General features: G+C 67.4%; 21 protein-coding genes and 1 pseudogene. 11 read left to right on the top strand and 11 right to left on the bottom strand.

Features of this window, described 5'->3' with window-relative positions; translation table 11 throughout:
* The first annotated feature begins 103 nt into the window (after positions 1-103).
* The 3 genes from ACK8GG_RS13530 (at position 104) to ACK8GG_RS13520 (ending at position 2,260) form a co-directional block, all read left to right on the top strand.
* Positions 104-574: a PH domain-containing protein gene (locus ACK8GG_RS13530; protein ID WP_440356462.1), complete on the top strand. Its 471-nt coding sequence runs from the start codon at positions 104-106 to the stop codon at positions 572-574.
* Between the two features lie 232 nt (positions 575-806).
* Positions 807-1,814 (top strand): RNA polymerase subunit sigma-70, encoded by a 1,008-nt coding sequence (locus tag ACK8GG_RS13525; RefSeq protein ID WP_440356461.1) that lies wholly within the window; start codon positions 807-809, stop codon positions 1,812-1,814.
* Positions 1,811-2,260 (top strand): DUF6069 family protein, encoded by a 450-nt coding sequence (locus tag ACK8GG_RS13520; RefSeq protein ID WP_440356460.1) that lies wholly within the window; start codon positions 1,811-1,813, stop codon positions 2,258-2,260. Before ACK8GG_RS13525 ends, ACK8GG_RS13520 begins: the two co-directional genes overlap by 4 nt.
* A 58-nt stretch (positions 2,261-2,318) precedes the next feature.
* On the opposite strand, the gene ACK8GG_RS13515 is transcribed toward ACK8GG_RS13520, so the two are convergent.
* Together ACK8GG_RS13515 and ACK8GG_RS13510 are read right to left on the bottom strand one after the other, a co-directional pair.
* The gene (locus ACK8GG_RS13515) at positions 2,319-3,131 is read right to left on the bottom strand and encodes a DUF4352 domain-containing protein (RefSeq protein WP_440356459.1); all 813 of its coding nucleotides are present in this window, start codon (positions 3,129-3,131) and stop codon (positions 2,319-2,321) included.
* A 7-nt stretch (positions 3,132-3,138) separates the two neighbouring features.
* Positions 3,139-3,678, bottom strand: coding sequence for a DUF4352 domain-containing protein (locus ACK8GG_RS13510; RefSeq protein ID WP_440356458.1), 540 nt, complete (start codon positions 3,676-3,678; stop codon positions 3,139-3,141).
* Positions 3,679-3,778: 100 nt separating this feature from the next.
* Here ACK8GG_RS13510 and ACK8GG_RS13505 point away from each other — a divergent pair, with 100 nt between their 5' ends.
* The 3 genes from ACK8GG_RS13505 to ACK8GG_RS13495 all read left to right on the top strand — a co-directional run bounded on the left by ACK8GG_RS13505 (position 3,779) and on the right by ACK8GG_RS13495 (position 8,042).
* Entirely contained in the window at positions 3,779-5,731 is a 1,953-nt protein-coding gene (locus ACK8GG_RS13505) for an N-6 DNA methylase (protein ID WP_440356457.1), read from the top strand.
* An 85-nt stretch (positions 5,732-5,816) separates the two neighbouring features.
* On the top strand, positions 5,817-6,428 hold the full coding sequence (locus tag ACK8GG_RS13500) for a restriction endonuclease subunit S domain-containing protein (protein ID WP_440356456.1): 612 nt from the start codon (positions 5,817-5,819) through the stop codon (positions 6,426-6,428).
* A gap of 45 nt (positions 6,429-6,473) precedes the next feature.
* Positions 6,474-8,042 (top strand): serine/threonine-protein kinase, encoded by a 1,569-nt coding sequence (locus ACK8GG_RS13495; RefSeq protein WP_440356455.1) that lies wholly within the window; start codon positions 6,474-6,476, stop codon positions 8,040-8,042.
* A 231-nt stretch (positions 8,043-8,273) separates the two neighbouring features.
* Here the strand turns inward: ACK8GG_RS13495 and ACK8GG_RS13490 are convergent, their stop codons facing one another.
* Positions 8,274-10,013: a DNA/RNA helicase domain-containing protein gene (locus ACK8GG_RS13490; RefSeq protein ID WP_440356454.1), complete on the bottom strand. Its 1,740-nt coding sequence runs from the start codon at positions 10,011-10,013 to the stop codon at positions 8,274-8,276.
* 337 nt (positions 10,014-10,350) lie between these two features.
* Positions 10,351-10,746, bottom strand: coding sequence for a nucleotide pyrophosphohydrolase (locus ACK8GG_RS13485; RefSeq protein ID WP_440356453.1), 396 nt, complete (start codon positions 10,744-10,746; stop codon positions 10,351-10,353).
* A gap of 120 nt (positions 10,747-10,866) precedes the next feature.
* On the opposite strand from ACK8GG_RS13485, the gene ACK8GG_RS13480 reads away from it, so the two are divergent.
* Entirely contained in the window at positions 10,867-11,145 is a 279-nt protein-coding gene (locus tag ACK8GG_RS13480) for a hypothetical protein (protein WP_440356452.1), read from the top strand.
* Positions 11,146-11,263: 118 nt separating this feature from the next.
* Here ACK8GG_RS13480 and ACK8GG_RS13475 read toward each other — a convergent pair whose 3' ends face one another.
* Positions 11,264-11,587 carry a hypothetical protein gene (locus ACK8GG_RS13475; RefSeq protein WP_440356451.1) on the bottom strand — a complete coding sequence of 108 codons (324 nt, stop codon included), beginning with the start codon at positions 11,585-11,587 and terminating at the stop codon, positions 11,264-11,266.
* A gap of 205 nt (positions 11,588-11,792) precedes the next feature.
* Between ACK8GG_RS13475 and ACK8GG_RS13470 the strand changes: the two genes are divergently transcribed.
* Positions 11,793-12,290, top strand: a complete 498-nt coding sequence (locus ACK8GG_RS13470; protein ID WP_440356450.1) for a DUF1707 domain-containing protein — start codon at positions 11,793-11,795, stop codon at positions 12,288-12,290.
* A gap of 16 nt (positions 12,291-12,306) precedes the next feature.
* On the opposite strand, the gene ACK8GG_RS13465 is transcribed toward ACK8GG_RS13470, so the two are convergent.
* The 4 genes from ACK8GG_RS13465 to ACK8GG_RS13450 all read right to left on the bottom strand — a co-directional run bounded on the left by ACK8GG_RS13465 (position 12,307) and on the right by ACK8GG_RS13450 (position 15,500).
* Positions 12,307-13,500 (bottom strand): S8 family serine peptidase, encoded by a 1,194-nt coding sequence (locus tag ACK8GG_RS13465; protein ID WP_440356594.1) that lies wholly within the window; start codon positions 13,498-13,500, stop codon positions 12,307-12,309.
* 83 nt (positions 13,501-13,583) lie between these two features.
* Entirely contained in the window at positions 13,584-14,363 is a 780-nt protein-coding gene (locus ACK8GG_RS13460; RefSeq protein ID WP_440356449.1) for a hypothetical protein, read from the bottom strand.
* 101 nt (positions 14,364-14,464) lie between these two features.
* The gene (locus tag ACK8GG_RS13455; RefSeq protein ID WP_440356448.1) at positions 14,465-14,812 is read right to left on the bottom strand and encodes a hypothetical protein; all 348 of its coding nucleotides are present in this window, start codon (positions 14,810-14,812) and stop codon (positions 14,465-14,467) included.
* Positions 14,805-15,500: a YbaB/EbfC family nucleoid-associated protein gene (locus ACK8GG_RS13450; protein WP_440356447.1), complete on the bottom strand. Its 696-nt coding sequence runs from the start codon at positions 15,498-15,500 to the stop codon at positions 14,805-14,807. The genes ACK8GG_RS13455 and ACK8GG_RS13450 overlap by 8 nt, the downstream gene beginning before the upstream one ends.
* 467 nt (positions 15,501-15,967) lie before the next feature.
* Here ACK8GG_RS13450 and ACK8GG_RS13445 point away from each other — a divergent pair, with 467 nt between their 5' ends.
* From ACK8GG_RS13445 to ACK8GG_RS13435, 3 genes and pseudogenes are all read left to right on the top strand, one after another.
* Positions 15,968-16,465 carry a DUF1707 domain-containing protein gene (locus ACK8GG_RS13445; protein ID WP_440356593.1) on the top strand — a complete coding sequence of 166 codons (498 nt, stop codon included), beginning with the start codon at positions 15,968-15,970 and terminating at the stop codon, positions 16,463-16,465.
* A 271-nt stretch (positions 16,466-16,736) separates the two neighbouring features.
* A pseudogene (locus ACK8GG_RS13440) lies at positions 16,737-17,243 on the top strand (hypothetical protein); the annotation flags it as partial.
* Positions 17,244-17,450: 207 nt separating this feature from the next.
* Positions 17,451-17,663: a DUF6767 domain-containing protein gene (locus ACK8GG_RS13435; protein WP_440351907.1), complete on the top strand. Its 213-nt coding sequence runs from the start codon at positions 17,451-17,453 to the stop codon at positions 17,661-17,663.
* On the opposite strand, the gene ACK8GG_RS13430 is transcribed toward ACK8GG_RS13435, so the two are convergent.
* Together ACK8GG_RS13430 and ACK8GG_RS13425 are read right to left on the bottom strand one after the other, a co-directional pair.
* Entirely contained in the window at positions 17,639-18,046 is a 408-nt protein-coding gene (locus ACK8GG_RS13430) for a YchJ family protein (protein ID WP_440356446.1), read from the bottom strand. The genes ACK8GG_RS13435 and ACK8GG_RS13430 overlap by 25 nt on opposite strands.
* 124 nt (positions 18,047-18,170) lie before the next feature.
* Entirely contained in the window at positions 18,171-18,359 is a 189-nt protein-coding gene (locus ACK8GG_RS13425; protein ID WP_440356445.1) for a hypothetical protein, read from the bottom strand.
* Between the last annotated feature and the right edge of the window lie 66 nt (positions 18,360-18,425).

The raw sequence follows: 18,425 nt of genomic DNA, 5'->3' as shown, positions 1-18,425 counted from the left end.
TGTGTCATCGGCATTCCCGGCGGCGCAGGGCCTCGCTGCCGTCCAGGGCGGCGCCGGGTGTGGTGACCGCGGTCACTCGGGGCGCGGATGGCAGACTGGGCGGGTGAGCGAATCCCAAGTCGTACGCCTGCAGCCCCGCCGGATCCGGCTGATCTGCTGGCCGCTGGCGGCCGTGCTGCTCATCGGCGCCGTGCTGATCTCCTTCACGCTGGAGGGCTTCACCGGCGGTGGCCGGGGCCAGTACCAGCGCGGCGACCAGTTCGCGATGATCGGCGTAGGGATATTCCTCGCGCTCGGCGTCCTGGTCTTCACCCGCCCCCGCATCGAGGCCGACAGCCGCGGTCTCAAGGTCCGCAACGTCTTCAGCTCCTACGAGCTGCCGTGGGAGGTCGTGCGCCGGGTGCGCTTCGACCGGGGTACGCCGTGGGCGAGCCTGGAGCTCTACGACGACAACCTGATGTCGCTGGTCGCGTTGCAGGCCGCCGACAAGGAACTCGCCGTGGACGGGGTACGCGCACTGCGCCGGCTGCACGAGGCCCGCCACGCGGAGCTTGCCACCTCGGCCCAGGACTGATCGCTCCGACGGTCCCCGGCACTAGGTGCCGCACCGTCAGATCCCCTTGCGGAACCGCACCCGCTCCATCACATCGATGACGTAGTGCACGAGCGTGCCCACGTTTCCCCTGTCGCCAGAGACCCCTCCTGAACCAACTCGCTCCCGCGCCGAAATGCGACCGGGTGATGAGTTGTCGTGCCCGCGCCCGTCATACCTAGGACGGAACACGACAGGGCGGAAGGATGACGTGATGGGTGCGGACACGCGGCTGAAGGAGCTGGGCGTGAGCGGTGTGGGTGAGGTCGATGAGCCTGCGTTCTCGGGGCTGGCGCAACGCCACCGGCGGGAGCTGCACGTGCACTGCTACCGGCTGCTCGGCTCGTTCGAGGACGCCGAGGACACCGTGCAGGAGACGTTCCTGCGGGCCTGGCGGCGGCGGGAGACCTTCGAAGGGCGGTCGACGTTGCGGGCATGGCTGTACCGGATCGCCACCAACGCCTGCCTGGACCTGCTCGCCAAGCGACGCCCGCAGCCGGCGACCGGCGGCGAGGTGCTGTGGCTGCAGCCCTACCCGGACCGGCTCCTCGACGAGCTGCCCGCCGGCGACGCTGACGAGCCGGAAGCCCTCGCCGTCGCGCGGGAGACGATCGAGCTGGCGTACGTCGTCGCGGTCCAGCACCTCGCGCCGCGCCCACGGGCCGTGCTGATCCTGCGGGACGTGCTCGGCTGGCCGGCCAGGGAGGTCGCGGAGCTCCTCGGCGACTCCGTCAACTCCGTCAACAGCGCGTTGCAACGGGCCCGCGCCGGCATGCGGGAGCACCTGCCCGCCGAACGGCAGGACTGGACCGGCAGCGAGGACGACGCCGGGACACGTGAACTGGTACGCCGCTACACCGAGGCCAGCGTCGCCGCGGACGTCCAGGCGCTCGCCGCCATGCTGCGCGACGACGTCCGCTTCGCCATGCCACCCACCCCCGGCCTGTACGTCGGCCGCGACGCGGTGATCGGCAACTGGATCGAAGACGGCTTCGAGAGCATGACGGGCCTGCGGGTCGTCCCGACCTTGGCGAACCGGCAGCCGGCACTGGCCGCCTACCTGTGGAACGAGGGGGAGGGGGCGTACCTGCCGTTGACGATCGACGTCCTGCGCATCACCGGCGGGGCGGTCAACGAGATCTTCATCTTCCACGCCGACCAGTTCCCGCGGTTCGGTCTGCCGGAACGGTTGCCGGCGGTCGGAACGGAGTGGTCCCGATGAGCAGCATGCAGGACAACCAGGTCGCGGCCGATCCGGCGGTGGGCGGCCGGCGGCACCGGTTTCTCGGGCTCGTCGGTGTCGGTCTGCTCGCCACGATCGTGGCGATGGCGGCCGCGACACTCGGCGCCGCGCTCGCCCGGGCGGTCGGTGTGGACTTCAGGATCGCTGGTGGCAGCGAGACGATCCCGGTGGGCGGGTTCGCCACGCTGACCGGCTTCTTCTCGGTCGTGGGTGTCGTCATCGCCGTTGCTTTTCTCAAGTGGAGCGGCCGGCCGGCCGAGCGGTTCGTGTGGACGGCGGGGTCACTGACCGCGCTCTCCCTGGTCCCGCCCTTGCTCGCCGGAGCGGATGCCGCCACCACGGTCGCGCTCCTCGTACTGCATCTCGTTGCCGCGGCGGTGGTGATCCCCACCCTGGCGCGGAGTCTGCGCGCGAGGGCTGATTGAGAATTCCGCAACGGGGGAGTTCCGGGGCAGGTTGGGGAGCACCTGCCCCGGAACCGGGTCACTTCAGCGAGACGGTCACTCCGCCCGACCAGAGGGAGTCGTGCAGCTTGACGCTGGTCGGCTTGGCGCCCTTGGGCACATCGAAGGCGACGATGACACCCTTGAGCCGGTTGCCCGGGTTGATCTCGTCGCGCAGCAGGTCGGTGTCCTTGTTGGCACGCCAGGTCGCATCCCAGGTCGCGGAGTACTCGACGTCGCCGACGTACAGCTTCTGGTTGCTGTAGCTGAACGACTGCGCGGCTTTGCCGATGTTGCGCACCGTCAGTGTCACCAGGCAGTACCGGCCCTGGGCTTTCTCGCTGCCGTACGACCCGTACACCTCGGGCACACCGCACTTGACCGCCGTCACGGTGAACTCGAACTTGCCGTCGCGGACCTTGTCGCCGATGCCCGGCGGCTTCGGCTCCGCCTTCTTCTCGGTGGGCTTGTCGGATGCCGAGGGGGTGGGGGTGCGCGACGGTGAGGACGATGTCCCGGGGGAGGGCTTCTGTCGGGTGGTGACCGGGGTGCTCTCGCCGCCGGCGGTGCCCTCGGTGTCGGCCGAGCCCAGGACACCGAGGCCGAAGCACCCGATGCAACAGAGCAGGACCAGCACCAGCGGGATCACGGTCACCGCCACCCAGGTCCAGATGCCCCAGGCGGCCGCCCGCATCAAGCCGTCCTTGCTGCTGCGTTGCGGTGGCGGTGGGTACGGCCCGGGACCGTACGGCTGCTGGACGTATGGCCCGGGACCGTAGGACTGCTGGGGGTGCGGCGCGGGCGACTGAGGCTGCTCGGGGTGAGGCTCGGCCTCGTTCGGCTGTTCGGTCATCGTTGGATCAGCCGAGGCTCACGGTGACGCCGCCCGAGAACAGCGAGTCGTGCAGCTCGATCTTGGTGAGCTTCGTCTTCTTTGGAATGTCGTAGACCAGCACGCCGGTGATCTGGTTGCCGGGGTTGATCTCGTTGAAGAAGGTGGAGGCCTCCTTGTTGGCGTAGAGGCCGGCAGCAGTGTCGGTCGAGTACTCGACGCCGTCGGAGGAGTAGGCCTTCTGCTCGCTGTCGCTGAAGGTCTGCGCCTCCTTGCCGATGTTCTTGACCTTGACCGTGACGAGGCAGAACTGGCCCTGGGCCTTCTCGTTGAGGTACTGGTCGCCGACCGTGTCGACGCCGCACTTCATCGACTTCACCGTGAACTCGAACTTGCCGTCGCGGACCTTGTCGCCGATCCCGGCGGACTTCTTCGCCGGCTTCTCTTCCGTGGTGGCATCGGCTCCGGTCTCGCTGGACACGGTGTCCTCGGTGTCGGCGGCGCCGCACCCGAGCGCGACGGTGGCAGCGATGAACAGTCCGGCGAGGGTGGTCCTGGTCTTGCGCATGGCGTCCTCCATGGGGGTTGTGTGACGACGAGAAGGAAAGCATGCGTCCGTGAACGCTGTCAACGCACGCAATGCTTGACAGGCGTGACACACTCGTTTTGTGCAGGAGAACCCGAGCATTACGGCGGCGGAGATAGCCCGGCTCGCCGGCGTCGGGCGGGCCGCGGTCAGCAACTGGCGAAAACGCCATGCCGACTTCCCCGCCCCGGTCGGCGGCAGTGCCGCCAGCCCCGAGTTCGATCTCGATCAGGTCGAGAACTGGCTTCGTGAACAGGGAAAACTTCCCAAAGTCTCGGCCCTGGAGCGGGTATGGCAGCGGCTGAGCGCCGCCGGCGACAATCTGCCGGCCGCCCTCGGCGCAGTCGGAAGCGTGCTCCTGGACTACGGCCGTGGAGAGCGGACCGACGCCCGGCAGTTGGACCCGCAGATCGCCGACCTGCTTCCCGAACTCCACCGTCTTGCCGGTGAACTCGGTTCACAGGCCGCGTTCGATGAACTGTGGCGACGCTTCTCGCGCCCCGCACCCGGTCGCTTCTGGGTCACCCCGGACGACCTGGCCGACCTGATGACCGAACTTGTCGAGGCGCCGGGCAACGAGATCCTCGACCCGGCCTGCGGCGCCGGCGCCAACCTGCGCGCCGCTGTCCGCGCCGGCTGCGCGTCGGCATCCGGACAGGAACTCGACAATGCACTGGCCGGGCTGGCCCGCCTCTGGCTGGAACTGGGCAACGCCACCGGTGAGGTCGAGACCGGCGACGCGCTGCACGCCGACGCCTTCGCCGGTCGGCTCTTCGACGCGGTGGTCTGCCATCCGCCGTTCAACGCCAGCAACTGGGGGCAGGAGCGCCTGGACCCGGCCGAACCCCGTTGGTCGTACGGGCTGCCGCCCCGGACGGAACCGGAGCTCGCCTGGGTGGAGCACGCCCTGGCGCACCTGCGCCCCGGTGGCCGCGCCGTGCTGCTGCTGCCGCCTGCGGTGGCGAGCCGCCGGGCCGGAAAGCGGATCCGCGCCGCATTGCTGCGCCGCGGGGCGCTCCGTGCGGTGATCGCCCTGCCGCCCGGCGTCGCGGCCCCGCACAGTGTCCCGTTGCACCTCTGGGTGCTGCGTCAACCGATGCCGGAGGAGCCGGTGGCCGCCCGCGTGCTGCTCGTCGACGCCGCGACTGCTGACCCCCGCGACCACGCCGGCACCTACGTCCGGATTCGCGAGACCTACCGCGCCTTCGTCGCTGCCCCCGACGAGGAGGCCGAGGAGGTTGGCTTCGCCCGTGCCGCGCCGGTGATCGAGCTGCTGGACGAGGAGGTGGACCTCACTCCGGCACGGCGGCAACCCGCCGCGAGCAGCGCCGAGACCGGTACCCAACTGCTCGGTACGCGCGACCGGTTCACCGCCGTTCTCCGTGACCTTCCCGGCCTGATTCCACAGGTTTCCGCCGAAGGACAGGCAGGTACTCCGCTCACCGTCACGGTCGCCGAGCTGGCCCGCACCGGCGCCCTGGAGTTGATCGGCCCCATCCGCAGTACTGCGCGCGACGGCAAGGAACAACCGACCGGCGATGGGCCGCTGGTGCTGACCGTGCAGGACTTACTGGCCGGAGACCCTGCCGGCGGCCGGGACGTGCAGCGCCTCGCGCAGCAGGTGAAACTCGCCCCGGGCGACGTGGTGGTCCCGATGATCGCCCGCAAACTGACGGCGCGGGTGGTGGCGACCGGGGGAGACCTGCTCGGCCTCAACCTCTATCTGCTGCGGCCCAACCCGGCGGCGCTGGATCCGTGGTTCCTGGCCGGTCAGCTGCGCACCACTGCCAACGAAAAGCAGGCGAGCAGTCTCTCCGGCGCCCTGCGCTTCGACATCCGCCGGGCGCAGGTGCGACGGATACCGCTGGACGAGCAGCGGACACACGGGGAGGCCTTCCGGCGGCTGTACGCGTTCGAGTCCGCGATCCGACAGGTGAGGGAGCTGGGGACGGACCTGGTGCAGCTGACCCTCGACGGCCTGGCCAACGGTGGGCTGCGTCCGGGGGAAGGTGCGGCATCGGAGAAGAGGAACTGAGATGAGGCGTCCGAATGGTGACATCTCTGACTCGGGGGCCCGCTACGAATCGCTGCACGCCGGCCTCCGGGACGCACTGGATGCGGTGCTGCCGGCGGCGCCACGGCTGCAGAACGACACCGAGGGCGGATGGAGCGACTGGACCACGATCGGTGACCTGGTCAAGACCGGTGCCCTTGCGCTGCGGCAGGCGCCCGCAGAGCTGAAGACCGGTGGCGGTGAGCATCCCGTGCTGACTGCCAAGGACGTGCGGCTCGGCCGCGGTCCGTCGGAGACAGCGCCCACTGCTCCGGGAGCGGTCCCCATCCAGCCGGGTGACGTCATCACTCCACTCGCGCCGGCCACCCCGGCGGTGCGCGTCGCCACAGAGGCGCACGCGCTCCTGGGACACCGCCTGTACCTGCTTCGCCCCGATCCCGGGCGGATCGACGCGCACTTCCTGGCCGCGTACCTGCGGCTGGCCCGCGAACCCTCGCGCGGCCAGGGCAGCTCCTTCGTCCACCGGGCGGATGTCCGCCGGATTCGGATTCCCGCGCTGCCGATCACCGCTCAGCACACCTATGGTCTGTCCTTCCGGGAACTGCTCGATTTCGAAGCGGCACTGCGAAAGACGCTGCGCCATGGGGAGGAGATGATCCGGACCGGATTTCTGGGACTGACTCATGGCACACTGCGGCCCCCGTCGATGTGCGACTAGCCTGCCTCTGGTGATGTCAGGTGCCGAACGGAGGGTGAAGCCGCAGTGGGAACGCTGATCGACCGCCGTTATGAGCTGGAAGCTCTGCCCATTGGCCGGGGCGGTATGGGCGAGGTGTGGCTGGGGCACGACATCCGCCTGGACCGTCAGGTTGCCGTGAAGTTCATCCGCCTGCCGGGCGACGGTTCCGACCAGGACTACATCCGTCGCTTCGTCCGCGAATCGCGGATCACCGCCCGTCTGGAACACCCGGGCGTCCCGGCCGTCTACGACGCCGGCATGCACGAGGGCAAGCCCTACCTGGTGATGCAACGTATCCGCGGCATCAGCATCTCGGACCTCATCGCCGAGCAGGGCGCCCTGCCGGTCGGTTGGGCTGCGGCGATCGGGGCCCAGGTCTGCGCCGTGCTCGCCGTGGCCCACCAGGCGTCCCTGGTGCATCGGGATCTGAAGCCCAGCAACCTGATGCTCGAACCGGACGGCGGGGTGAAGGTGCTGGACTTCGGCCTGGCGGTCGCACCGACCCTGTCGGACTTCTCGAAGATCACCCTGACGGGTCAGCCGCTCGGCACGCCCGCCTACATGGCGCCGGAACAGATCCAGGCCAACATCAGTGGTCCCGCCACCGACCTCTACGCCCTCGGTTGCACCCTGCACGAAATGCTCACGGGTGAACGGCTCTTCAGCGGCTCGACCTCCTACGACGTGATGAGCAAGCAGGTGAGCCGCAGCCCCGTACCGGTGAGCAGCGTGCGGCAGGACGTGCCCGCCGGGCTCGAAGAGCTCATCCTGCACCTGCTCCGCAAGAACCCCGAGGAACGCCCCGCCGATGCGCAAGCCGTCTTCGAGCGTCTTCGTCCCTACGCCCACGGTCTCGGGCCGTGGGCGGGGGTGCTTGATCCGCCTTCGGCGATCAGCCCCAACCGGATGTACGCCGCAGTGCTCAGCAGGGTTCTGCCCGGCACCCAGAACGAGGACCCGCCGGCGACGGTGCCCCTGAGTGGCCGGTCTGCTCCAGCGGAGGGGCAGCGCCCGGTGAGCGGCGGCGACGTGAGCCGGGCCCGCACCGAGGCGCGGCGTCTGGCCGGCGCGTCACGGTACGGCCAGGCCGCAGAGGTGCTCTCGTCCGTTGTCGGACGGGTGGGGGACTCCCTCGGCGATCGTGACGAGGAAGTTGTGCACGCACGGCTCGAACTCGCCGACATCCTGTTCGAAGAGGGCGCCTACCGAGATGCCGCGCCGGCATACGAGCAGATCGCCGCCGAAGTCGCCAAACGCAGCGGCGCCCAGGCCGAACCCGCGCTGCGCGCACGACTCAAGGGCGCGACCTGCCGGGCGCTGATCGGCGAGACAGCGGAAGCGCTGCGGCAGTTGCAGGAACTCCTGGGCGACTACCGGACGGCGTTCGGCGACGGCGACGCACGCACTGTCGAGCTACGCCAGCAGATCGGGCTCCTGCAACTCGGTGCGGGCCAGCCGCAGGCGGCGGGGGAGACGCTGTTGCGCCTGCTGGCGGACCTGACCGACCAGCGGGGCGCCCACCACCCGACGGTCGCCGAACTCCGTACGTTGATCCAGTCCCTCCCGCCCGCTGCCAGGCCTCCTGTGCGATGACCGGTCGGGGCCGAGCCGTTAGCGTTTCACCGCCCGGCTCTGCTGCGGCGTCACCCAGCCGCTTCTGGATCAACGGATGTCCTTCCCGAGACGAGCCGTCCCCGGAAAGCGGCTTAGCGCAAGTGATCTCGCACAGCAGAGGTCCGAATCGGCGCTAATAGCGAAGAACTGTGACGTAGCGAGATCTCCCAGGAAGGGAGAGTTTCTGCTGGCCTGCGGCGTCTGAGGTGCTCAGGCTTGACGCAGTTGATGCACGCCGGGTGCGACGGGTTCGTACAGCGTCTCGAGTCCACGACGAACTCGGACAAGTGACGCGAGGTACTCCTGTGTTTCAGGGTCCGTGGAAAGCAGAACAGTGCCACGCATGCCTCGGGTGAGAAGCACTTTATACGTGTTTCGAATCAAGCGGTCGGCTTCCTCATCGCTGAGCGCCTTCTTCGAGCGGAATGCGGGGTCCTTCGATTCGCTTCGTTGCGTAACGAGTCGGCCGTTTCGGGCTACCAGGTCCGGACCGATGATGACGCCAGACCACTCGTATTCGAAGCCTTGAGCCGTGTACACGCATCCGACCTGGCCAAAACCATTGGGATCGGTGGCCCAGAAGGCACTTCCTGGCGCGTCGCCTACACTGCGATCGCTCCTGACGTTCCAGGGGCGCGCCCATGAGCCGATCCGGACGTCCGGAACCAGCTTGCCATCTGGATGCGGGTCGCTCCAGGGCCAGCAATATCCGGCAGAAATTCGCGCGGTCTCTCCGAGTGACTGTTTATCAGCAAGGAATGACTCCATCTGCTCCGGTGTTTCGGCGAATCTGAGGTCGAATCGCCCATCGCCGACCCATACCGAAGGCTTCCCTCCGTCCAGTTCCAGGAGATCGAGCACCCACTCTTCGTATGCTTCGCTGCCTCCGCAGCGGAACTGGCCGTGGAGGGAGACCGCTTCAACACTGAACCCGAGTCGTTGAGCTGAGTCGGTTATGACGTCAACGTTGCCAAGTTCACCAGGTTTCACGACCTGGTGTTCGTCGAGCAGGAAGACCGGCACCCGCGCAGCGCTCATGAGTTCTTCGATTTGTGGACGAGCAACGTCCCGCTTAATCTTCGGCGTGTATCGGTTCACGGAAGTCTTACGGATGCGATGAGCCTCGTCGCAGATGAGAACGTCAAAGCCGTTGCGTTCGGCTGTCATGAAGCTGTTGAAGTAAGCGAAAAGGCTCTTCACGCGTGTTGAACCCTTGCCTGCGTACCGACGCAGGGTCTGGGTGAAGGATCGAGATCCCGTCGCGTGCATCACAGAGCGGTTCTGGCGAGCCAGCTCACCCATGACTGAGAGTGCAATTACGCTCTTTCCGCTTCCGGGGCCCCCCGAGACGACGACGACGTTCTTGTGATCCGCCGAGCGGGCACGCTCGACGGCGTGCAGTACCAGTTCGTAAGCCACGCGTTGCTCGTCAAGAAGGGTGAAGTGAGATCGTTCTTTGATCTCTTTGGCGGCGTACGACAACAAGTGCTTGCTCGGTCGAACAGCACTGCTCAACAAGCGGTCCGCCGCTTCCGCGCCGGGATCCGGGGCGAGATGCTGCTTTAGATAAGCAAGGAACTCGCCCCGCCTTTGCTTAGTGAAGATTCGGCTCTGTTCCGTTCCGGGTCTGCGAAACAGATCAGAGACATCGCGATCCGTCGCGTTGTGGAGATATGCCGCTCCACGGACGCGATGGGAGGCGCCGGCAAGGACACCCAGAAAGTCACTCAGGTACTCGCAGTAGTCGGCAACCTGGACTCCAGGGTGGAGCCTCGGTCCACTGGTGTTCTCTAAGGCAACAAGTGTCGGTGAGTCCTCGTAGAGCTCCGCGAAGGACCACTGCTTCAGTTCAATCACGACGTAAGAGTCTTCACCGGTTCGCGGATGGCGTCCGGCAAGCACCGCGTCCACGCGCTTACTAGTGAGCGGCAACTGATACTCGACCAGCACCTCGACGGCACCTAGACCGGCGTCAGCGAGGTCTTGGCCGAGGATGGACAGGCTCCGCGACCAGGACCTCTTTTCTGAAGGGCTCACGCCGTGGCCGTTCATCGCTAGGTGTTCCGCTGTCCGTTCGACGAGGGTGCCTTCGGTGGCTAGTCGAAGCAGACCGGACGCAGAGGTACGAAAGGCCGACACGGGCAAGGGCCTCCAGGCAGCACGAAGTCACCGTGCGCGTGGGGCATGTCCCAAGTAGAGAAGCCCGTCGTTGTGCGCTTTGAACGTGAGAACTCTAGCGAATCTGAGCGTTGCCGACCACAGCTCCGGTCCTACAGTCGAATGCCGGTCAAGTTTGAGACGGGGCCTTCATGGCTGATCCGCGAAACTCGTCCGCAGGGTAACGCTTTGCGGAAGCGGCGAGTTTGTCCGTGGCGGCAGTGACAAGGTCGACACCCAGGACATCCGCCAGGCGGGTCAGGTAGATCATGACGTCGCCGATCTCCGCGAGCACTCGAGCGCCTGCTGCAGGATCGTCAAGGACTCGGCTTGACTGCTCTGGCGTCAGCCACTGGAACTCGGCTGCCAGTTCCCCCACCTCGCCCATCAGTGCCATGACGAGGTTCTTGGGAGTGTGAAACTGATGCCACTCCCGGTCATCGGCAAACTCGCGGAGGCGCTCGGTGAGGCGCTCCACGCCGTGGGTTCCTCTTTGCGAGTCGCCGACGTTCGATGGAGTCGACATGCCTTCCAGACTAGTCCGGCTCACTGAGGGTGTGTCAGTGTGCTGGCAGGAGAGCTGGGGCTTCAGGATGTCCAGGGCACGGAAGCGAGATCTTTAATCGATCTTGGTAGCCTCTGGCGCATGACTGAGCTGGTCACGCCTCGCCCATCCCGCCTGTTTTCCTCCGATGACGTCCTCAACGGACAGGCGAAGTTGGACCACTACCCGCTGCGCTACATCTGTCTGGTGCCTCCGATGGGCGGGCGGATGCGAACCGCCGCCTCGTTCGGGATTAAGGCGATGGACGAGGTCGACAAGATCCTCTCCGCCGTGGAGCTGTTGGAGACGCAGGGCTGGGAGATGGTCACCCTTGACCAGGCGGGTCTGACTGCCTTCATGCGCCGTACTCTGCCGCGCTGATCGAGGGTGCCGGGCTTCGCCGCCGCCGAGGTGTACGCCGTGGTTGACCGTTTGCCGCGCCCGCGAAAGATAGGTGGCGGCACCGAGACCCGGTACCGTCACGAGGATGCGGGGTCGCTCAGCGGCGGACGCCGTTGTACTGGTCGATGCCCCTGGCGGCGAGCAGCGGCCCTGCCACCAGATACGCGATCCAGGTCAGCGGCATGGTGACGAAGCCGATGCCGAGGAAGATTAGCGCGAAGTTGATCCCGAAGAGCACCCAGAACGAGAACATCAGTCCGACGCCGAGGGCGAGCCGTCCGGCATAGATGTTGCCGATACCGAAGACGCCGAAGAGGCCCGGGACGATCTCCAGGGCGATCCCGCGGCCCTTCGACTTCGGGTTCACCGGGTAGGTGGCGCCGGGCCGCAGTTGGGCGGGGTTGAACGGGGCGGGTGTCATGACGGCATTCTCCCGATCCGCGCCCGCTGCCCACCATCGGCCGAGCGGGCAGATGATCTTGCGGTGGCCGCCGGCCTGTGATCGTCCGCTTGCCGGTTCAGGCTAGGGTTTCCGCGTCGACACCCGTCGCTTCATTGGTGGACAGCGCCACGGAGTGGACGACCGGTCGCGCGACGGGAATGGGGGAGGGCGGCCAATGATGCGGATGAACGAGCGGGTCGGGACAGCCCAGCGGCAGACTGTGCTGGAGCAGTTGATGCGCGCGCTGGAGCAGGGGTACATCGACCTGCCGGAGTACGAGCGGTGCATGATCGTCGTGCAGTCGGCCAAGTTCGCCGGCGACCTCACCCAGCAGACGGCCGACCTGCCACGGCAGTTCCAGTGGCATCCGGGTCAGGCAGTTGCCCACCTGACGCAGCAACCGCCACAGCAGCACCCGCAGCTGCCGCCACGGGACCCGCGCCCGATGTCGATCGTCAGCCTCGTGCTGGGCATCATCTCGCTGCCGACGGCGATCTGTTACGGGGTCGGAGCGGTGCCCGCTGTGATCGCGCTCGTGCTGAGCCGCCCCGGTCTGAAGGCGAACCCGACGAACGGAATGGCCCTTGCCGGACTGATCCTCGGAATTATCGGCCTCGCCCTCTCCTTGTTGTTCTTCGCAGTGCTCGTCCTCATGCCCGATCCGGTGCCTCCGCCTGCCTGACGGGGCAGTCTCCTCATCACGGCCGGACAGGCGCATGAAGCTTTCGGCGGGAGCGGTGCAGCAGAAGCATGCTGCCGAAGCCGGCTGTCATGAGCGCGCCCACGCCCATCGCGATGCCGCTGAACCAGGCCATGATTCTGGAAATGGCCCATTCGCGTTTGATGTCCGGCGGACCCGGGTCGCCGAGGCGGTTGACATTCACGGCGGGCACATCGGCGGTGAGCGCCGCGGGCAGGTCGAGCATGCCGTGCCCGTAGGTGCTGTCCCGCCCAGCTGCACCGAGATCCTCGGCGGTGGTGAGGAGGCGCTCGATGACTGAAGCAGCGTTCAGTTCGGGATGGGCAGCGCGGATGAGAGCGGCAGCGCCGACTGTGAGTGCTGCGGCAGCTACTCCTGCCTCTTCCATAATGCTGTCAGTGACGTCTCCGGCGTCCGTGAAGGAGAACCCGGCCATGCCGGGGAACGTGGCGGGAGCCACCAGATCGATCTCGGTGCCACTCCATCCACGAGGGGCTCGGTCAGCTCGGTCGACAGCGCCGACAACGAGAATCCCCTCTGTTTGCGAGGCCGGGAGCAAACGAACGGTTTCTGCGTCTGTCACGACCACCACGTCGTTGGCCAGCGCGTAGCGGATGCCGTCGTTGACCGCTCCGCGAGGCTGTCGCTCCAGAACGCCGGAGACATCGATCACGGATGCGCCCTCGTCCACCAGCCAACGAAGGGCGGTCGAAAACTCGGTGGGATCGCGCTCTTTATCCATGGTCTGGATCTCTGCCTGTGGGGCGATGCCCAGTACGCCGAGTTCTCCGCCGGCGACGATCAAGCCCAGTCGCCCGGCGGGGAGTCCTGAGGCCTGGCCGAACACGGGGTCCACCACCCGGCCGCGCCGGTCCACACGCTTGTGCGGCCGTACGCGCCCGCGCAGGCCAGGAATATCCGTGTCGACCTCTAACGAGAACATGCCGATCAGAACGCCTTCTCCCTGGGAGATGCCGTGCGCCTCCGGAACGCCGATACGGTCCAGGTACCACTGGTTGAGGGAGTCCGGCGATGCGGCAACGGCCGACACGTCGCTGGACACGATCAAACCGGCCATGAGCGGCACGAGGATCAGGCAGCGGAGGATCGACGGCAGCGTCGAGAGTCGGTGAGCCATCGTGGCGCCACCAGTGCCGAACGGTCCGCCGTTGCTGTCCGTGTTCTTCTTCATCACGTGATTTCCTGTCCTCGTTTGATGCTTTCGCCGGGCACGAATCCGATCGTCCACGCTTGACGTGTTGTTGGCGGAGTGAGTCAATGTGCCAGTTTCTTGTTGACCGCCTGCGGCCAGCGGCCGGCGGGGAACTTGCTGTTGTCATTCAATATTGCAGTTGCCCGGTTTATGGCGTCGATGCTTTTCGCCGCGTGCCGCAGGGAGTTCATGTAGATGCGCATGATTGCCATGGCCGCGTCTGCGATCGCGGCTGCTACCGTGCCGATCGCCTCCAGAATGCCGACGGCCGTGACGATCTCCAGCGCCGCTTCTATGGTCGCTTGGGTCAGATCGACGATCGGTTCGATCAGGGCAAAGAAGAAATCGACGTTCCTGACAGCCATCTCGGTCAACCAGACGCCTGATTCTTGAATTATCTTGGTGGTTGCCTCGATGGCCTCGCTTTGCGCATCCCGTTTCTCGCGGTAGGCGTAGTAGGCGGCACCGGACCACGCAGGCAAGGCGTTGGCCTCGTATGCACCCGCCGTTGCCGACATGCTGCTGACAGCGGGTAGCACCTCCCTGTTCCACGCCAAGCCGACGGAGATCAGTGACAGAACGGGGGTGCCTGCCTCGACGAAGGTCCGCACTTCTGCCTTCAGCTTGTCGAATTCCTGCCTCAGGCTGTCCCATCGCCCTTCCGCTATCTGAGCCAAGGCGATCGACGCAAGCGGTGAAAAGAGACTGGCCTGTCGCAGCGCTTCGTTGATCTTTCCCTCGAGTTTCAGGAATTCTGAATCGGCCTCATCGAGTTCCCCGTCGCAAAGCTCGACAGCTGTGCCGAACAAGCTTTCGATTGAGCTGGGATGTGTGCCCTGCATGTCACTCCTTGAGCCACCATTCATTGAGCACAGCGCTCAGCACAGCGCTGCGCGCAGCACAGCACAGCACAGCGCTGCGCGCAGCCTCGGCGCGGCCGCCGTCAGGGGTGGTTGTTGTAGCGGCCGTAGATGGCGATCAGATCGCTCGCCTGGTTCTGATCCGTGCCGTCGTAGCGGTAGGCGGCGGTACGGAGTGCGCCCGCGATTTCACTGAATTCAATCGACGCGTCCGACAGCAGAGTCACGACCAACTGGTGCACGTCGTCGTACGCGGCGGACAGTTGGTCCTTGAGTAGCGATTTCGGACCCGCCCAGAAGGCGGTGGGGTTCAGAATGAGACTTTCTGCTGTCCGCTCCGCCGCTGCCATGGTGACCGCCATCTGGTCCCACTTGCGTGCTTCGACCTCGAGGGCGTCGCGCACCAGGGCGAGTTCATTGTTGTCAGGCATCGGGGTGTCTTTCGTCTGAGTTTCCTGCGGGAGATTCGCCCGTCGCGGGGGAGTTGGCTTCGCGGAAGGCGGTGACGGCGTCCCGCGACAGGGCCGCCAGGAGGCCCGGGTCGATGTGCGCGCCGACCGAGACGCTCTGCACCGCGTGGTCGCGCACCAGAAGGCTGATGTGCCCCGCCGGTCCGTGCACCCGGCGTTGCGCGGGGGAGGCCGGTGTCTGCCGCACCCGCCCACTGTGCCGATTCTCTGCATCTGCGAGCGATCGCCGCAGATCGTCGAGGTCGGCGAAGGTCGGCGCGCGGCGAGCGGCCGGCGGCTCCGCACGCCAGGACGCCTCGTCAGAGTGGGAGTCGTAGTGCTCACCGCTGGATTGTTCGAGCCGGTCAGCCTGCTCGGTGAGGATCTTGGTGATGGCCGCCTGGTGCGCTTCGAGGATGGCCGGGCCCAGTGAGGTCGTGCCGCGGCAGGAGAACCACCCTCGGCTGATGTCGACCGAAGACACCCGCCCGGAGCCGTCGGTGGTCACCGTCACCATGCCGGTGGCGTCCTCACCCGTATGGCGTGCGGCGGGATTCTGCGCGGAGCGGATGGTGCGGCTGAGGTTGCGCATCCGGGTGGCGATGCCGCGCAGGCGCTCCGCCGGGTCTTCGGACATGGCTTCGCCCCGCTCGAAGGAAGGAATGGACACGGCTCAGTGGTTCCGGCGGCGTCCGACAGCGGTGGCGGGATCCGGCCGGTGGGCCGTGTTGTCTGGTTGCTGCTGCACCGCCGAATCTCTCCGTTCTTGTCGCCCGCTGGTCGTCCGGGAGACGCCGGCCGCAAAGGGACAGGCATCACCTGAGGCCGCGCCGATCCGAGGCAGGAGCGGCGTCCACAGAGGATGTTAGCGGCGAGCGTCGATTGACGGTGCCCCTGGGTAGTCGCCGGGTTGCCGAAAGTGGGGAATCGGCGCCGGTTGGTGGCGCTGACGCAACGACCCCGGGGTGCCGGCGCCCGGCGCGGTGCCATCGGGTTGAGATTGGCCCCTCCCAGCTAAAGTCTGCTGCGGTGAATCGTGGCCCGCCGGCTCACGCAGACCACTGCCGGCATGGCCGCCGCTCAGGGGCATGCGAAGGACGAATCACGCGAGGCGTTTGGAAGGCGGCACCGGTGCAGATGAACGAGCGGGTGGGAACGGCACAGCGGCAGGCGGCGGTGGAGCTGCTCACTCGGGCGCTCGAAGGCGGCTACATCGATCTGGTCGAGTACGAGCGCCGGATGGTTGTCGTGCAGTCCGCGACGTTTGCCGGCGACATCGTCGGCCCGATGTCGGACCTGCCCCGCCAGTTCCAGTGGAACCCGCACCACGAGGTGGCGCCCGTCGTACCGCCGGCGCAACAGCACCACCAGCAGGTGCCGGCCGCCGATGTCGGCTCCAAGTCCACCCTCAGTCTGGTGATGGGCGCGCTGTCGCTACCCCTGTCGATATGCTTCGGTATCGGGCTGATCCCTGCGGTGGCCGCGCTCCTCCTGAGCCGTCCGGGCTTGAAGGCATACCCGACGAACACCTCGGCGGTCGTCGGCCTGGTCCTCGGGATCGTCGGTGTCGCTGCCTCGGTCGTCATGCTGATCGCGTTCATCGGCTCTATCGTGGATCCGCCCTCGACCACCTGACCGTTTGCGGGCGGGGATTCGGGCTTCGCTCTGCGCCGTACGCGTACGATCCGGTCGATGTCCGCGGTCCCGTACCGGCGTCGGTGTGGGGGCCCATGGCCGATATGCCGGCAGATCCGCCCGGGCCTTGTCGTCGAGAGCGAGCCATGGAGTGAACTACGGAATGCCGTTCCGCCGGTCGCCGTTCCCCGCGACGCAGGAGCGAGTCGGCACGGTCGAGCGCGGCACCGTCCTCGACCTGCTTTCCCGCGCGCCTTAAGAGGGATACCTCGAACTCGGCGAGTACGACACCCGCATCACCGCGGTCCACAGCGCCCGTACCGTCGGTGACCTGATGGGCCAGGTCGCCGACCTTCCACCCGCCTTCCGCTGGCCGCCGCAGCCCTTGCCCGTGGTCGGCGGCCCGGTCGCCGGTGCTCCTGTAGGCGCGGTCGTCACACCGTATCCGGCTCCCGTGGGCGCGGTCGTCACACCGTATCCGGCTCCCGTGGGCGGGTTCGTCACGCCGCATCCGGCCCGAGAGACTTCGCACGGCATGGCGATCGCCTCGGCGGTTCTCGGATCCATCTCCCTCGTCACGGCGTTCTGCTCGGGGATCGGTGTCGTTTTCGGCATCGTCGCCGTCGTGCTGGCGATCCGCCCGATGAAGGCCAAGGACAAAACCGCCCGGGTCGGAATGGCACTCGGTCTGGCCGGTATCGCCCTCTCGGCGGCGGTGTATGTACTGGCGCTCATCGCCGGCGTCGCCCCGTTCCCGGGATCCGGCGGGTCGTCATGAGCCGCCCGGTGCCGCGCCGCCCTACTCGCGTCTTCCGTCTCCGCGACAAGATCGGACGCCGACCGGGTTCAGGCCAGTAGCCGTTCGACCGCGTTGTCGATCTGGCCTGACCTTCGCCGCGGCGTGACGGCTCCGGGTGGGGTGGCCCGGCGGCACAGTGGCGAGCGACACCGACCGCTTCGCCCGGCGGTGGAGGAGACTTGATCCATGGCCCGTACCAGCTCCGGAAGTCGGCCGACCGCGAAGTGCCCGGTCCGGCCGGGTGAGCCCTGCACGCTCTGCCAGCTCGACTCGGACGTCACCGGCCCGCAGGACTGCCCGCTGGTCTGGATCGTGATGCGCGATCAGGAGCTGCGCGACGGCGTGCACAGCAAGCGGATGGAGCAGGACCCCCGTCAGCTCAGCTCGCCGTCGAGATAGACCCAGTGCCCGTGCTCGCGTACGAAGCGGCTGCGTTCGTGCACGCTGCCGGTCTCGCCCGGCTCCCGGTAGTGGGCGCGGAACTCCACCACCCCGGCGGTGTCGAGCAGGCCGCCTGATTCGGTGTCGAGCACCTCCAGCCGCGTCCAGCGCTGCCGCGGGTCCAGCAGCAGCCGCGCCGGCCGGGTCGCGGAGTGCCAGCTGCGCAGCAGGTACGCCGCGTCGCCGAGCGCGAAGGCGCTGAACCGCGACCGCATCAGCGCCTCGGCGCTCGCCGCCGCCTGCCCGCCGTGCAGCGGGCCGCAGCATTCGTCGTACGGCAGCCCCAGGCCGCACGGGCAGGGGCGGATCTTGCCGGTGGCTTCTCGTCGGTCCTTCGCCATGGCGCCATTCTTCCCGTCGGCCAGGGCGGGTGCGCGGGCGCGGTGGCGGGGAACGGCCCGGTCCGTGGGAGCGGGCACGCCACACCGCGTGCGGTACGGCGAACAGGCCCGCCCGTACGTGGATTCAGGCAGCCTGCCGGGCGGTCTCGCGGAGCACGTCGGCGTCGAGGTCGAGGGTGGTGAGCAGGCTCGAGTTGCGGGCGAGGTCGACCTGCTCCGGCAGTTCCCGGTCGAACCAGTCGGCCCGGGCCTGCTGACCCCGGTTCCGCAGCGCGTCCAGGATGACCTGCTTGGGGATCGTCATCTTCTGCATCTTCTGCTCCTTGAGAGGGCCGGCACGGCGACCCGTGGCGCGGGGGCCGTGGCGGCCGGATCGAGC

Source organism: Melissospora conviva (assembly GCF_049523535.1).
Taxonomy (GTDB): Bacteria; Actinomycetota; Actinomycetes; order Mycobacteriales; family Micromonosporaceae; genus Melissospora; species Melissospora conviva.
Note: the sequence above shows the minus strand (reverse complement) of the source record. Positions and strands in the feature narration are given on the sequence as shown.